This is a genomic window from Roseivirga thermotolerans (assembly GCF_014653175.1).
Taxonomy (GTDB): Bacteria; Bacteroidota; Bacteroidia; order Cytophagales; family Cyclobacteriaceae; genus Roseivirga; species Roseivirga thermotolerans.
Genome location: NZ_BNAG01000004.1, coordinates 624,256 through 637,609 on the forward strand (window position 1 = coordinate 624,256; position 13,354 = coordinate 637,609).

12 protein-coding genes are annotated in these 13,354 nt (G+C 44.7%); 6 read left to right on the forward strand and 6 right to left on the reverse strand.

Annotated features, from left to right (window positions below):
* The first annotated feature begins 96 nt into the window (after window positions 1-96).
* The 3 genes from IE164_RS16455 to IE164_RS16465 all read left to right on the forward strand — a co-directional run bounded on the left by IE164_RS16455 (window position 97) and on the right by IE164_RS16465 (window position 3,303).
* Window positions 97-2,010: a M14 family metallopeptidase gene (locus tag IE164_RS16455; protein ID WP_189631440.1), complete on the forward strand. Its 1,914-nt coding sequence runs from the start codon at window positions 97-99 to the stop codon at window positions 2,008-2,010.
* A 161-nt stretch (window positions 2,011-2,171) separates the two neighbouring features.
* Window positions 2,172-2,711, forward strand: a complete 540-nt coding sequence (locus IE164_RS16460; RefSeq protein WP_189631346.1) for an acyl-CoA thioesterase — start codon at window positions 2,172-2,174, stop codon at window positions 2,709-2,711.
* Between the two features lie 49 nt (window positions 2,712-2,760).
* Window positions 2,761-3,303, forward strand: coding sequence for a DNA polymerase III subunit psi (locus IE164_RS16465; protein WP_189631347.1), 543 nt, complete (start codon window positions 2,761-2,763; stop codon window positions 3,301-3,303).
* A gap of 226 nt (window positions 3,304-3,529) precedes the next feature.
* Here IE164_RS16465 and rpe read toward each other — a convergent pair whose 3' ends face one another.
* From rpe to IE164_RS16480, 3 genes are read right to left on the reverse strand one after another with little or no spacing between them, the layout of a single operon-like run.
* Window positions 3,530-4,183: a ribulose-phosphate 3-epimerase gene (rpe, locus tag IE164_RS16470; RefSeq protein WP_189631348.1), complete on the reverse strand. Its 654-nt coding sequence runs from the start codon at window positions 4,181-4,183 to the stop codon at window positions 3,530-3,532.
* A 13-nt stretch (window positions 4,184-4,196) separates the two neighbouring features.
* Window positions 4,197-5,789 (reverse strand): S8 family peptidase, encoded by a 1,593-nt coding sequence (locus IE164_RS16475; RefSeq protein WP_189631349.1) that lies wholly within the window; start codon window positions 5,787-5,789, stop codon window positions 4,197-4,199.
* The gene (locus IE164_RS16480) at window positions 5,776-6,501 is read right to left on the reverse strand and encodes a hypothetical protein (protein WP_189631350.1); all 726 of its coding nucleotides are present in this window, start codon (window positions 6,499-6,501) and stop codon (window positions 5,776-5,778) included. Before IE164_RS16480 ends, IE164_RS16475 begins: the two co-directional genes overlap by 14 nt.
* Window positions 6,502-6,726: 225 nt before the next feature.
* Here IE164_RS16480 and IE164_RS16485 point away from each other — a divergent pair, with 225 nt between their 5' ends.
* Both IE164_RS16485 and IE164_RS16490 read left to right on the forward strand, forming a co-directional pair.
* A complete protein-coding gene (locus tag IE164_RS16485; protein WP_189631351.1) occupies window positions 6,727-7,329 on the forward strand; it encodes a beta/alpha barrel domain-containing protein in 603 nt (200 codons plus the stop codon).
* Between the two features lie 86 nt (window positions 7,330-7,415).
* On the forward strand, window positions 7,416-7,916 hold the full coding sequence (locus IE164_RS16490) for a SixA phosphatase family protein (protein ID WP_189631352.1): 501 nt from the start codon (window positions 7,416-7,418) through the stop codon (window positions 7,914-7,916).
* Window positions 7,917-7,922: 6 nt separating this feature from the next.
* On the opposite strand, the gene IE164_RS16495 is transcribed toward IE164_RS16490, so the two are convergent.
* Genes IE164_RS16495 through IE164_RS16505 form a run of 3 tightly spaced genes read right to left on the reverse strand, consistent with a single transcriptional unit; the run spans window position 7,923 to window position 11,640 of the window.
* Window positions 7,923-9,782 carry a tetratricopeptide repeat protein gene (locus tag IE164_RS16495; RefSeq protein WP_189631353.1) on the reverse strand — a complete coding sequence of 620 codons (1,860 nt, stop codon included), beginning with the start codon at window positions 9,780-9,782 and terminating at the stop codon, window positions 7,923-7,925.
* A 60-nt stretch (window positions 9,783-9,842) separates the two neighbouring features.
* A complete protein-coding gene (locus tag IE164_RS16500) occupies window positions 9,843-10,715 on the reverse strand; it encodes a lysylphosphatidylglycerol synthase transmembrane domain-containing protein (RefSeq protein WP_189631354.1) in 873 nt (290 codons plus the stop codon).
* The gene (locus tag IE164_RS16505) at window positions 10,696-11,640 is read right to left on the reverse strand and encodes a glycosyltransferase family 2 protein (RefSeq protein ID WP_189631355.1); all 945 of its coding nucleotides are present in this window, start codon (window positions 11,638-11,640) and stop codon (window positions 10,696-10,698) included. The genes IE164_RS16500 and IE164_RS16505 overlap by 20 nt, the downstream gene beginning before the upstream one ends.
* A 142-nt stretch (window positions 11,641-11,782) precedes the next feature.
* Here IE164_RS16505 and IE164_RS16510 point away from each other — a divergent pair, with 142 nt between their 5' ends.
* On the forward strand, window positions 11,783-13,354 hold the full coding sequence (locus IE164_RS16510; RefSeq protein ID WP_189631356.1) for an ArnT family glycosyltransferase: 1,572 nt from the start codon (window positions 11,783-11,785) through the stop codon (window positions 13,352-13,354).

The window sequence follows — 13,354 nt, forward strand, 5'->3', positions numbered from 1 at the left end:
GAGCTCATTCGATGAGTCGACATCAACCATCGATGAATGACAATATTCTTCGATCAGTTGAATATTCTTATCTTCCCCTTTCAACCAAATGATCTTATGAAATCAATTACTACGCTATTTCTAAGTTTGCTGATTATGGCTCCCTTACAGGCCTTTCAGGTAAGATCTCTGAACCCTGAGACCTGGCCGGAATCTGACAATGACACCACCTACTACACTGTGAAAGGTGAAAGGCACGGAGTGAGTTTTTTCAGACAACACCGCCACCCCGAGGTGCAGTATGAACCGCTCAAACAGCTCGACTTTGAGAGTTATCATACGGTAGATGTGATGTACTACTGGTACAAGCTGTGGGCAGAAAAGTATCCGGACATTGTAGACCTCTACGAGGTGGGCAAAAGTTTTGAGGGCCGCCCGATTCTGCAAATGACCATTACCAACAAAAAAACCGGCAAAGACACCGATAAACCGGCAGCCTTTTTTGAAGGCGGACGTCATAGCGGTGAGATTACCAGCAGCGAGTCCATTCTCTGGCTCACCCGGCACCTTCTGGAAAATTACGGGGTGGATAAGGCCATTACCCACCTTATTGACACCAAAGCCATTTACCTGAGACCACAAAACAACCCCGATGGCAGCAACCTCTACTTGCATACGGCTCAAAGAAACCGAAGCAGCGTAAGGCCGCATGATAATGACCGGGATGGCTTGTTAGATGAAGACGATGAAGAAGACCTGGACGGTGATGGTATCATTTATCAAATTAGGGTAAAAGCCAAAGAAGGCGAAGAGGGTACACATATAATTGACCCCAGAGACCCTAAGGGCCGTTTGATGAAGCGGGTACAAGAAGGTGGAGACTACTTTGTTTATTCGGAAGGCATTGATAATGATGGAGATGGCCGGTTCAATGAAGATGGAATAGGTGGATTGGATTTGCACAGAAACTACCCGGAAAACTGGAGACCTGATGTGGGTGGCGATGCCACAGGAAGAGGTTATACTCAGTATGGAGCCGGGGCCTACCCTACTTCAGAACCTGAGTCTCGTTACACCGTGCTTTGGGCCCTTTCACACCCCAATATTTCCGTTGTGAATTCTATGGACACCCGCGTACCTATGCACCTGAGACCTCCCAGTACTTCGAAAAGCGAAGAACGCATGTATCTTGAAGATCTGGAACTCTATAAAAAGTACGACAGCCTTGGCCTTACCATTACCAATTACCCCTGGGCAGGCGATGTGTACGAAACCTACGCCACCCGCTACAAAGTGAATCGCACTACCGGAGACCCTCTAAAACCCAGCCCACTGTTTGGCCATGGCCCAGACTTCGGCTATTTCTACTACGGTTCTATTTGGTATGGCGATGAACTGTGGAATAACGGAGCCATGAAAGACTATGACAACGATGGTGTTTATGATGATTATGATGCCTTGCGGTGGGACGATGAGGAAAATGGTGGCAGAGGATTCAGAGAATGGGAGCCATTTGTTCACCCCACTCTTGGCGAGGTAGAAATAGGCGGTTTTCATCCTAAGTTCTTTAGCCAAAACGGCCCACCCTGGCAACTGGAGCGATGGGCTAAAAAGCAGGCACTCTTTAACCTGGCAATGGCCATGGAACTGCCGCTTATAGAGCTAAATGATGTGACGGTTGAAAAGAAAAACAGAAACACCTACAGAGTAACAGTTAAGTTTACCAATGTGGGCCAGCTACCAACCGCCCTAAAGCAAGCCCAGTTGGTTAAGATAGTGAGAGAAGACCGGGTACAACTTCAGTTTAACGGAGAACTGTTAAAAGGTGGAGATGAGGCCAAACTTAAGATAGTATCTCCCACCCTGGCCGATAAAACCATTTATCTCGATCGTACCCTTCCCGGAGAAACCAAAGAAGCCGTTTTCGAAATTGAGCTAAACGGTATAGAGGGTGCAAAAGGCAAAGTAAAAGTACTTTCAACCCGCGGAGGCTTCATAGAGAGAGACTTACAGATTGGAAAATCGAATTGAACGAACTTCCACAGACAATAACCAGACAATAGATGTCTGGTTATTGTTAATTTATATTAACATATGTTAATTATTACATGCATATTATATTCTAAATAATCCCATTCAATCTCTGCACACTTACCCTTTCTTTTCTATTTTTGCACCTCACAAAATAAACTATGGCCAAGAAAGCAAAAAAATCGAGTGAGTCGTGCGTAACCATGACAGAGTTGGTGCTACCCAACGACACCAACACCCTCAATAACCTGATGGGAGGCAAACTCATGCACTGGATGGATGTAGTTTCTGCCATTGCTGCTCAAAAACATTCTAACCGAATAGTGGTAACTGCTTCGGCCGATAATATTTCTTTTAAACACCCTATTCAGCTGGGCGATGTAGTAACACTAAAAGCTAAAGTAACCAGGGCTTTTAGTAGCTCTATGGAAGTATATGTAGAGGTATTCGCTGAAAACATTCCTTCAGGCACCAAGTTTAAAAGCCACAGTGCCTTCTTCACCTTTGTGGCTGTAGACCAAGGCGGTCGTCCGATCGATGTGCCTGAGCTTATGCCTGAAACAGATGAGGAGAAAGAGTTGTACGAGGGAGCCTTGAGAAGACGCCAGTTGCGTCTGGTTTTGGCCAAACGAATGAAGCCTGAAGAAGCTACCGAGCTAAAGAGCATATTCTTTGATAAAACCATTGGCAAAGCTGAATAATTGAAGTCTCTCCATTGGTAGCCATGGCCTGAAATTGTAACTTTGGCTTATGTCTGATGCTGCTTTTCTCAAGGAACTTATTCAGGAACCTGTTTATCTGGTAAAGAGTGCCGAAGCCAATAGGGTTTCGATTGCCCCTACCCCAAGCCCTGCTGTTTATGCCGAGGAACAACCTGTTTCAGTAGCCGAAGAGCCTAAAGCAGAAATAAAACTAAAGGCATTGAGCACCTCTGGCAATAACCTAAAAGCCTGTATCATTCTGGTAAATTGGGCAAATGAGGCGCTCACAGAAGAAAAAGAACTGCTACTTAAAATATTGGGTTCGGTTAAACGATCGGAAGACGATGTGCTATTGGTGCACGCCAAAAATGCCACTGGAGAGCAAATTGAGGCAATTCTTGCTGAGCACAAACACAAGCAACTGATTGATTTTGGGACAAACACCTGTGCTCCATTGCAATCACTTGCCCTCTATTCTCCTCAATCTGAGGGTCCGAGAAAAATGCTACGTGCCGATGCGCTTAGTGAAATTGCCAGTGATGTAGAAAAGAAAAAGAGCCTTTGGAAGGCTCTTCAACAAATGTTTCTTTAAAGCCACCTGAGTTCGATGTAAGTAAGTAGAAAAATATCCCCTCTTAGGACGTCATTGCGGAATTTTCCTGTGAAAACTTCACATACGCAAAGGAAAATATCCGCAATCTCATTTAGGCTCTGTTGAGATACCGGATAAAACAGCCCTTTTTGAGAGTTTAAGACCTGTTTTTCCGGCATGACGTTCTTTTCGTACATCGAACTCAGGTTAAAAACAGAGTTACTTCTTACTGATTCTTCAACTCTTCAATGGTCAGCAGCGGATCTACCGATTTAAAAACGAAGCTCCCGGCCACCAGCACATCGGCTCCGGCAGCAACCAAAGGCCCGGCATTCTGTCCATTCACTCCTCCATCAATTTCAATAAGCGTTTGTGCATTGTTTTCGGCAATTATCTCTTTCAATTGCCTCACTTTTTTGTAGGTATTCTCTATAAACTTCTGTCCACCAAACCCAGGATTAACACTCATCATACACACCACATCGATGTCTTTAATAGTGTCTTCCAGCAATTGCACATTGGTGTGAGGGTTTATAGCCACACCGGCCTTACAGTCCAGACTTTTTATTTCTTCCAGCACACGGTGCAAGTGGTTGCAGGCTTCGTAATGCACGGTAATAGTAGCCGCACCGGCATCTCTAAATGCCTTCAGGTATTTCTCAGGCTGTACAATCATCAGATGTACATCCAGTGGCTTTTTCGCATATTGATTAATGGCTTCCATCACCGGAAGACCAAAAGAAATGTTCGGTACAAAGACGCCATCCATAATATCAATATGAATCCAGTCGGCCTGGCTCTCATTGAGCATTTCAATGTCGCGCTGAAGATTGGCAAAGTCTGCCGCGAGTACAGAAGGGGCAATAATGGGTGAGCTCATGCACAAATATATATCAATATTTAATGATCTTACGAGAGCTTGCTCCCCTATTGGTAATTACCCGAACAAAGTAAACACCGTTTTCCTGCAAGCTAATGGTCAACGGATTTCTGTGACCGAATGGAATGAATTCTACCTGCCTGGTAAGCTGGCCCTTGGCCGAAATTATCTCTATTTGAATACGCTCTCCATAGAAAGCTTCATCTACTTCTATTTGCAGGTCGGCCTGAGTGGGGTTTGGATAGGCGTTAAAAATTGAAGCCGATCCCTCAGTGTTTTGTTTTAGCAGTTGCACTACTCTCAAAAAATTAGGCACGCCAAAGCCAAATTGCTGGTGCGGTTCAGAGGCCCTATCTCCGGAGTTACGAATTATCTCTCGCATTTCCGCAGCAGTTTTGCCGGAATAGGCCTGCCATATACCTGCCGCAAAACCTGAGATGATGGGGCCTGAAAAAGACGTACCATTCTGTCGTAAATAGGTGCCTTCTACCGAAATGAGTAAGGTACTTTGCCCTTGAGCTACTACATCGGGTTTAAAGACATCGGGTGTATATGTACCCCGGCTACTAAAGCCTGCCAATAGCCCATCTTCATTAATGGCACCAACCGCCAGTACATAAGGACTATCGGCCGGAGCCGAAACAACGGTCCCGCTATTGCCTGCAGAAACGATTAACAGAATGCCCTTAGATGCCGCTATGTTGGCTGCGCGGGTTACCACTGTAGTGGCACCGTTCAACTGCTCGGGCCTGTAGTTCATAGATGGGTCCGAATAGCCATGGGAGTATCCCAGAGAAGTATTTACAATATCTACACCGGCACTATCGGCCTTTTCTGCTGCAAACAGCCAGTTGTACTCTTCTATTCTGTATTCTCCCGGAGCTTCGGTAGCGCACAATATATATTTTGCATTGGGGGCCGTTCCCGTATAGTATTCGTCATTGGCGGCCATAAGCGAAAGTACCCTGGTTCCATGATGTCGGCCGTTATTTACACTCTCAGTATTTCTGGTAAAGTCAAAAGAATAGAGCAGTTGATTGCCCTGTGTCAAACCATTGAAGGCAGGAATCGACCCCAGGTTTTGAAAACCATCGTCAAACACCCCAATAATTATCCCCTCTCCTTTTAGTCCAAAATCATGCATCTCATCTATACCATGCATAGTAAACTGAGGCAATGAGGTCACATCTTCATTCCAAATGTTGCCGGCATTGTCCTGCACGGTAAGCGATGAGCTTTTGGAAAGTGGGGCATCCGGGCCCACATACTCAGTAGCTCTCACAAATTCAAGGTTATCTACCAGGCTCTTCTGTCCGTTATCCATCTGAACCAGAACCCCATTCATCCATTTGGTGGTATAAAATACCTGCACCCCCATTTGCTCCAACAGAGCTGTATATACCGGACTAACCGGTAAGTCTTCTTCTGTGACAGGAATATTTTGTTTTGCCCGCCTCTGAATGGCTCTCTCCGAAAGAAACTGTTGGGGCGAACTTGTGCTGTAAGGGGTCCCGTTCTTATCCTTAAAAAAGACCATGTACCGATCTTGGGCAGCCGATTGAAGGCTTATCAAAACCAGTATGATGATGCTACTAATCTTCTTCATTGAGGGTACCATGGGCTATCAACTCTTCCCTGTATAGTCTACCGGACTCCACCTTGTTTTGACCAAGACATTCCGGGCGAGAGCATAGTTTCACCTGGTTATAGAATTTGTAAATGAGTCCAATGCTATCGCGATAAACTTCTCTGCGAATATCCCGAAAAGTGATTCCGTCATCTTGGTTGCTAATCTCTATCTCAGCCGCCTCCAGGAAGGTATTGAGGCCTACGGTGAAGGGCTTATTGAAAGTTTTGAAGCGTTGGATAACCGGCTGCCTGCTATTCATGAGGTTGCCGTCCCATCTGCGCGAAGTATCGGCAGGAAAGACCATTTTAATAAGGGGAACATTGTTTTCTACCGATATGGCCTTATCTCCCTCAATTCGGGCGGTCCATACGGAGTCTAACTCCCAGGCCTGGGCAGAAGTTGGTCGTGTATACCGTCTGATAAAGTGAGAAACCTGCCCTTTAGGGCTTTCGAATGCCTCGCCTACTTCTTCTCGCAACTGATAGCGCAGGGTATCGCTGATATCGACCGCCTGATATCGGATTTCATATACATTGTACTCCCGGTATTTGCCTTGCTCCAGAAAGAAGTACGACTTCCCCAAATTAGGGTCAGTCGGAGCCTCAGGCTCTTCATCGGATCCCTGGCCACAGGCCCAAACTGTTGCCAACACAACACAGAGAAACAGAAACCAGTTTTTGAGTTTCATATAGCGAATTAAGACCTTAATTAATCGTTTAGCAAACATTTAGACCTGCTGTCTCATAATATTCTAAAATGAGAACTGGGTAATGCTCCTGATGACTAACGTAGAATTCTGATTTATATACATATCGAACCGTCTTTACCCTAAGTTTTGTCCTCATTTCCCTTCTACATTTTAGATTAAGTTTTTGGAATGACTTAGTTTTGCCCAGCTAAAAACACTTGAGTAATGGCCCTAAAGACTTTTGTTATTGTAAGCGGAATCAACAATTTAAGCGATGCCCGATATTGTGCAGGCATGTTAGTTAATCAGCTTGGATTTAACATTGAAAAGCAACACAATAACTATACTGATCCACAGTCGTTTAAAGAGCTTTCAGAATGGGTTTCAGGGGTTGAATTTGTAGGCGAATTTGAATTGGAATCTTCTGCAGGTTCACTCAAAGAGCAAATCGCTGAATATGATCTTCAGGCCATTATGGTTAGCTCCGTTTCATTGATTAACGAAGCTCTTTCAACAGGAAAAAGCGTGATCTATCGAACTGATCGTCTGGCCGATGCTCGGGAGGCATGGGAAAAGTGGGGTAAACAATTAGACTATATTATTCTTGAAGATGAGTCGGCCGGCACTAACGATCTGGCCCAACTGGCCACCACCTCTCCCATTGTATTGGGCAGCGGTGTATCTGTAGACACGGTAGAGGCTATTTTGGATAATATTCAACCCAAAGGAATTGCCCTTAAGGGTGGGAACGAAATTCGCCCCGGATATAAAGAGTTCGATGAAATGGCCGATATTCTGGAAGCCCTTGAAGATGATGAGTGGGCCTGATTGCCAATATTGCTTTTTCAACCCATAGCTTTACCACTCCTCCTGTTTGCTTCATCTGCCAAAGAAATTTTGTGTAGTTTTCGGTTATGAGAAAGCTAATAATCTGCCTGATGCTGGTTTCAGGCTTTGGAGTGAGTCCCATTCTGGCACAATCTGATTTAACTACCTTTATATTAGTACGCCATGCAGAAAAGGGTGATGATGACCCCAGAGACCCTAGTTTATCGCCAGAAGGAAAAGCCAGGGCTGAACGACTGGCTGTTTTACTGAAAGACCAGCCTATTTCGGCTGTCTACTCTACTCCCTTTAAACGAACTCGCTCCACGGCTGCTCCGGTAGCACAATTGCATCAGCTACAGGTAATGGATTACGATTTCCGAAGCCCCACTTACCTGGCCGAAATGCTAAAAAAACACCAGGGCGGAACCGTATTCATAGCGGGTCATTCAAATACCACGCCTATGGTAGCAAACTTACTCCTTGGAGAGCAACGGTTTGAACAGCTCGATGAGAAGGAATATGGTAAACTTTTTATTGTGACTGTTTCCGCACTGGGCAAAGGAACTGTAACGGTTATTAATTATTGATCACACTTAAAGCTTGCAATGTTCGCTCAGTGCTTGCTTGCCATCCTCATTCCCTAGTTCTGCAGCCTTCTTAAAATCTGTGCAGGCATCGAACTTATTGCTGATGTTTATTTTTGCAAGCCCTCTGCGATAATAGATATTGGCATCTTGTTCCAGATTGAGTGAAGACGTATAATCTTCAATAGCTCCGGTATAGTCGCCTGCCTCTTCTTTAATATAAGCCCTATAATCATAGTAGACAGCAGACTCAGGACTCATGCTAATGGCTTTATCAATATCGGCTCTAGCGGCTTTCATCAATGAAAGTTCCCAATAGGCCAAGGCTCTGGCGGCATATACCCGGTGTAAAGTGCTATCGCGCCTGAGTAGGTGGTTATACTGCTCAACCGCTTTGTTGTACTCTTCGTTTACCTCATATATCTCGGCCAGATTGTAATAGTATTGATTGTTAGTGCTGTCACGCTCAATAGCTGCCTGAACAGCCTCTCCGGCCTCACTATAGCGCTCTAGCCGGTATAAGGTCACTGCTTTGTAGTTGTGATATTCCGCCAAATCTACACCTAGTTCTCCGGCTTTCACATAGTCGGCATACGCCTCTTCATATTTCCCCAGCTCGGCTCTGCCAATAGCCCGGTGATAATATGACTTACCAACAGTACTGTCTATGGCTATGGCTCTGGAATAGTACTTGTCTACCCCTTCGTAATCATCGAACCTGAACATAAGAAGCCCCATGTTCTGGTTATAATTTATGTTGAAAGAATCGGCCGCCAAAGCCTTTTCGTAGTCCGCTCTGGCTCCCTTGTAGTCGCCCAGGTAGTATTTGGCCAGCCCCAGATTATTGTAGAGGGTTGGATACTCGGTGGAATCGGCCAGTTCCATGGCCCGTCCAAAGTCGGCAATAGCTCCATAGGTATCGCCTGAATATAACTTGGCCAAACCTCTTCTGTTCAGTACAATGTTGTCGTTAGCATTAATTTCCAGCGCCTTGTTGAATTTCTTTATGGCGTCATCGTATTTCTTTTCACCCAAAAGACTCACACCTTCTTCGAACAAAACCTGAATTGGAGATGGCTCTGAAGTCTTACTCTTTTCGGCCTGTAAATGAGCCGAATAAGCCTCACGAACTTCCTGCGTCATCTCAAAAAGCGCAGCATCGATGGAGGTTTCAAAATCGTATTCCGATATATCCATTCGCATAACGCCATCCTCTTCGCTAATGGATAAATAAACTGTAGGAAGAAGAATGTTATCTATCACATCATAGTTTAGGCTCAGACTGTAGACGTCATCGTGACTTACCCCAATCATGAAGTAGGTATCTTTCTCAAAATAAAAGCTATAGGTCAGATCGCTCTCAATGTCGTTTAAATCAGAAGCTTTGGTTTTTATCATAAGCTCATATACCTCAAGAGAGTCCAGAACCGTTTCTTTAACTTCTAAGGGTTCCCAGCCGGCTAGCTCTATCAGTTCTTTTAGGTCATAGGCCTTTGTTTCATCAAAGCCCAGAGCATCCACATCTCCATCTTCTTTCTCAAAGGTGTAGCCTTTCGCAAAGGGGTCTTTGGTCCAGGAAATAGAATCGTTGGATACCTGAATCATTTTAGCCCCCATAAACTCCATTTCCATTCTTGCGTGGCTTTTCCAGTAGGTTATGGTCAGAGGTATATTTTTAATTTCTCCCACGGCCATGGTTCCTCTCATTATGAACTGCTCCATGGATTCATCCTCAATGTCCAGGGTTTTGTATTTCTCGATAGCCTTGAAATGGTTATTGATAAGCTTTTTTGTTGAAATTTCCTGAGCCAATGCTGGCTGTGTAAGGCCCAAAAAGAGCATTAGGGCTAATAATGAAAGGTTTTTCATAAGAGCTAGTAGTATTGCCCACTAATGTAAATTATGGACAATAAATTGACTAATCTTTTCCTAATCTTTTGGTTGCGAAAGCCTGAGAAAAGGTAGCCCTCCCAACGCACTGAAAAGACTAATGATAAAAAACAATGTAGCCAAAGCGGTGGCACTGGTCTGGTCTATAAGCAAATAGCCGGCACCTTTCACCATGACCAACTCACGCACCCCAATGCCTCCTGGTAAAGATATGGGCAGAGTGGCGGCTACCGAAGTGATCAGAAAGAGAGTGAGGTAGTCTATATTGGCATTTTCTACTCCAAGCGATTTGAGTATAAGAAAAGCACTAATCACCTGAAGTCCCTGAACACCAAGGGCTTGAAGGTTGGTGGTATGACTAACGGACTTAAAACGCTTAAATAATAAATGCACGAGTAAATAATAGGCTGGAAATGCAAAAATAAGCCCCAACCACAGTATAAAACTAAAGGCTCCGAGTGCCGTGGCGGTATGCCCAAAAATAGCAAGTCCGCAAGCTAAAAAACCAAGGGCAACTACACCACTCACACGGTCGAGCAAGGTTGCACCTATAAGCTGTTTCAAGGGTGTTCCATACCACTTATTGAGCAAATACACTTTGTACCCATCGCCCCCAATGCCGCCCGGTAAGAACTGATTGTAGAGCATGCCAAGTAAATAAAGTTTTAGGTTGAACCAATCGTTGAGCTTGAGCCCGAGTGCCCTAAAGAAGAAGTTGAGCCTAAAAGCGCTAAGGAATTTAGAGGCTAGAAAAGCGGCAAGTGCCAGAATGAGCCACCAGAAATTAGCTGATAAAAGCGTGGTTTTTAGCTCGTTAAGATCTATTTCCTTAACCACAAAGCGAATAGCCAATACAGCAATAATAAGCTGCCCGGCCACCTTGAGCCACCGTTTAAGCTTTTGGTTTGCCAACGAAGGTTTCTTTTAAACGATATACTTTCTTGTTTTGCGATTCGAAGTAGGTTCGCATCATAAGTTCTGCAATAATACCCACTGTAATGAATTGTATTCCGGCCAGGATAAGAATGCTTCCCAGAAGTAACAACGGTCTTCCCCAAATATCTTCACCGGTCCAGAATTTATACACCACCAGGTAAAGGTCGATTAGAAAACCGATAATAAAGGTGGCAATACCCAAACCGCCAAAAAGGTGCATTGGCCTTCTAAGATACTTCTGGAAGAAGATCATCAGAATAAGGTCGGCCATAACTCTGAAAGTCCGATTGATGCCGTATTTAGATTGTCCGTGAATTCTGGCATGGTGGCGCACATCGACTTCCGTCATCTTAGCTCCCTGAAGTTTGGCGAGTACAGGGATAAAGCGGTGAAGTTCTCCGTATAGCCCCAGATTCTTGGCAATGTCTTTTTTATATATCCTAAGGCTACAACCGTAGTCACTCAGACGCACATCGGTTGTGTTCCTGATAATCCAATTGGCAATCTTGCTGGGAAACTTACGTAAAACAAAGCCATCCTGCCGATTGGCTCGCACTCCGGCCACCACGTCCATTCCCGATTCTTCCAACTTGGCCATCATTACCGGTATATCGGCCGGATCGTTTTGCAAGTCGCCATCCATAGTCACTATATAATCTCCCTCTGCAGCATCAATACCTGCCTGCATAGCGGTACTCTGCCCATGGTTTTTATTGAAGATTAATAGCTTGGTACGCTCATTAGCTATTTTTTTGGCATTTTCTACGGTCTTATCGGTTGAGCCGTCATCTACCAAAATCAACTCATAGTCTATCCCTTCCAACGCCTCGTATTCCTTTTCACACAACGGAATAACGTTATCTTCTTCGTTGTAGAGTGAAACAACCACCGAAAGTTTCATGTATCTGCTAGCTATTTAAGTGGGCCAAATTTTCGCAGTGCAAAGTAAATGAGTTCTGCCTCAAATACCTAATCAGGGCCTTTGTGTATCACTTCTATAAAATCCCTTTGTTTATAGCAATTTCAATTAGTTTTGTGAGCGCATGAAACTGAATATCATATTTGCCTGTATTGTTGCTCTGGCCATAGCTGTGATGTACGCCAACATTGGTGGGCTGGATATATACGCTCTCGATGAAGCCAAAAATGCCGAGGCTGCCCGGCATATGTTTACCACAGGCGACTATGTGGTGCCTTATTACAACGGTGAATTAAGAACCGATAAACCACCCCTGCATTACTACTTTATGGCAGCAGGTTATTCACTTTTCGGAGTTAATCCATTTGGAGCACGTTTCTTTTCATCCTTTTTTGGAGTGCTCACCGTAATACTCACCTTCTTATTTGTGCTCAAGCATTTTCATACCAGGGCTGCCATTTGGTCCGCTTTAGTGCTCATCACATCGCTGCACTTTAATTTGCAGTTTCACATGTCGGTTCCCGATCCTTACCTGATTTTCTTTACTACCTGGGCCTTTATATCGTTTTATGAGGCCTATAAAACGCACAATCGCTGGCAGCTTTTTTTCTTCTACTTTGCCATTGGCTGCGGCATTTTAACCAAAGGACCGATTGCCATTGCTTTGCCGGGGCTCACTGCTCTGTTTTTTCTGTTGTTCAATAAAGACTTTAAGTGGAAAACTATATGGAGATTACAACCCGTGGGCGGTTTGTTGATCTCCTTTATGGTGGCCTTTCCGTGGTATCGAGAGGTCCATCGTCAAACCAATGGCGCATGGACCGAAGAGTTTTTTCTGAAACACAACCTATCGCGCTACTCAGAGGCCATGGAAGGCCATGAGGGCATTTTCCTAATCACGTTTGCCTATGTGTTTCTCCTGGGCATGCTCACATTTACACCTTTTGTCTTTCAAAGTGTGAAGCATGCCATAAAGCAGCGTAAAGAAGAGCCGTTACTCTACGTACTTATAGCCACGCTGGTGGTAGTGGTTTTCTTTGCTTCCTCAAGCACTAAGCTTCCAAACTATACCGTTCCTGCCTACCCTGCCCTGGCCGTGATACTGGGAGTTTATCTATCCCGAATCGATGAACAATGGCTTAAAAACACATGGAATAAGGTTGGACACCTAATGTACACCATAGTGCTTCTGGCTTTTCCGGTGGGTATATATGTCGGGCTTCAGGCCGATGATTCCCTGGGTCACCTGAGTTATCTGGCCTGGTATTTTATTCCACTAAGTCTATTGGGAGTGCTCAATGTTGTATGGCTCATTCAGAAAAGAATTTACCCTCTATTGGTGAGTAATGCTGCCGGATGGTTGATCACAATTTTACTCTTCTTCCACCTCATTTTTCCTCCGGTAGACGCTGAAAATCCGGTGAGAAAATTATTGCCGCAAATAGACGAGACCCAGATGGTTTTATCCTATCAGCGGCTAAATCCGGCTTTTGTTTTTGCTTTGGAGCGAGAAATTACACGCTTCGACAATCTGGATGGGCTGAAAGAGCAAATGAAGCAATCACCTTCAGGATATGTCATTTCCCGCACAGAGTTTAGGGATGAGTTGGAGCAAATTGAGGGTCTGGTGTATCATTCTGAGGCAAGAGACCTATTCGAAAACCCTACTACACTTATAATGCGCTGGGGCCCATAG

Excerpts from the sequence above, each read along its gene's own strand:
- IE164_RS16455 (WP_189631440.1), top strand. The coding sequence starts at position 97 with ATGAAATCAATTACTACGCTATTTCTAAGTTTGCTGATTATGGCTCCC.
- IE164_RS16460 (WP_189631346.1), top strand. The coding sequence starts at position 2,172 with ATGGCCAAGAAAGCAAAAAAATCGAGTGAGTCGTGCGTAACCATGACA.
- IE164_RS16465 (WP_189631347.1), top strand. The coding sequence starts at position 2,761 with ATGTCTGATGCTGCTTTTCTCAAGGAACTTATTCAGGAACCTGTTTAT.
- rpe (WP_189631348.1), bottom strand. The coding sequence starts at position 4,183 with ATGAGCTCACCCATTATTGCCCCTTCTGTACTCGCGGCAGACTTTGCC.
- IE164_RS16475 (WP_189631349.1), bottom strand. The coding sequence starts at position 5,789 with ATGAAGAAGATTAGTAGCATCATCATACTGGTTTTGATAAGCCTTCAA.
- IE164_RS16480 (WP_189631350.1), bottom strand. The coding sequence starts at position 6,501 with ATGAAACTCAAAAACTGGTTTCTGTTTCTCTGTGTTGTGTTGGCAACA.
- IE164_RS16485 (WP_189631351.1), top strand. The coding sequence starts at position 6,727 with ATGGCCCTAAAGACTTTTGTTATTGTAAGCGGAATCAACAATTTAAGC.
- IE164_RS16490 (WP_189631352.1), top strand. The coding sequence starts at position 7,416 with ATGAGAAAGCTAATAATCTGCCTGATGCTGGTTTCAGGCTTTGGAGTG.
- IE164_RS16495 (WP_189631353.1), bottom strand. The coding sequence starts at position 9,782 with ATGAAAAACCTTTCATTATTAGCCCTAATGCTCTTTTTGGGCCTTACA.
- IE164_RS16505 (WP_189631355.1), bottom strand. The coding sequence starts at position 11,640 with ATGAAACTTTCGGTGGTTGTTTCACTCTACAACGAAGAAGATAACGTT.
- IE164_RS16510 (WP_189631356.1), top strand. The coding sequence starts at position 11,783 with ATGAAACTGAATATCATATTTGCCTGTATTGTTGCTCTGGCCATAGCT.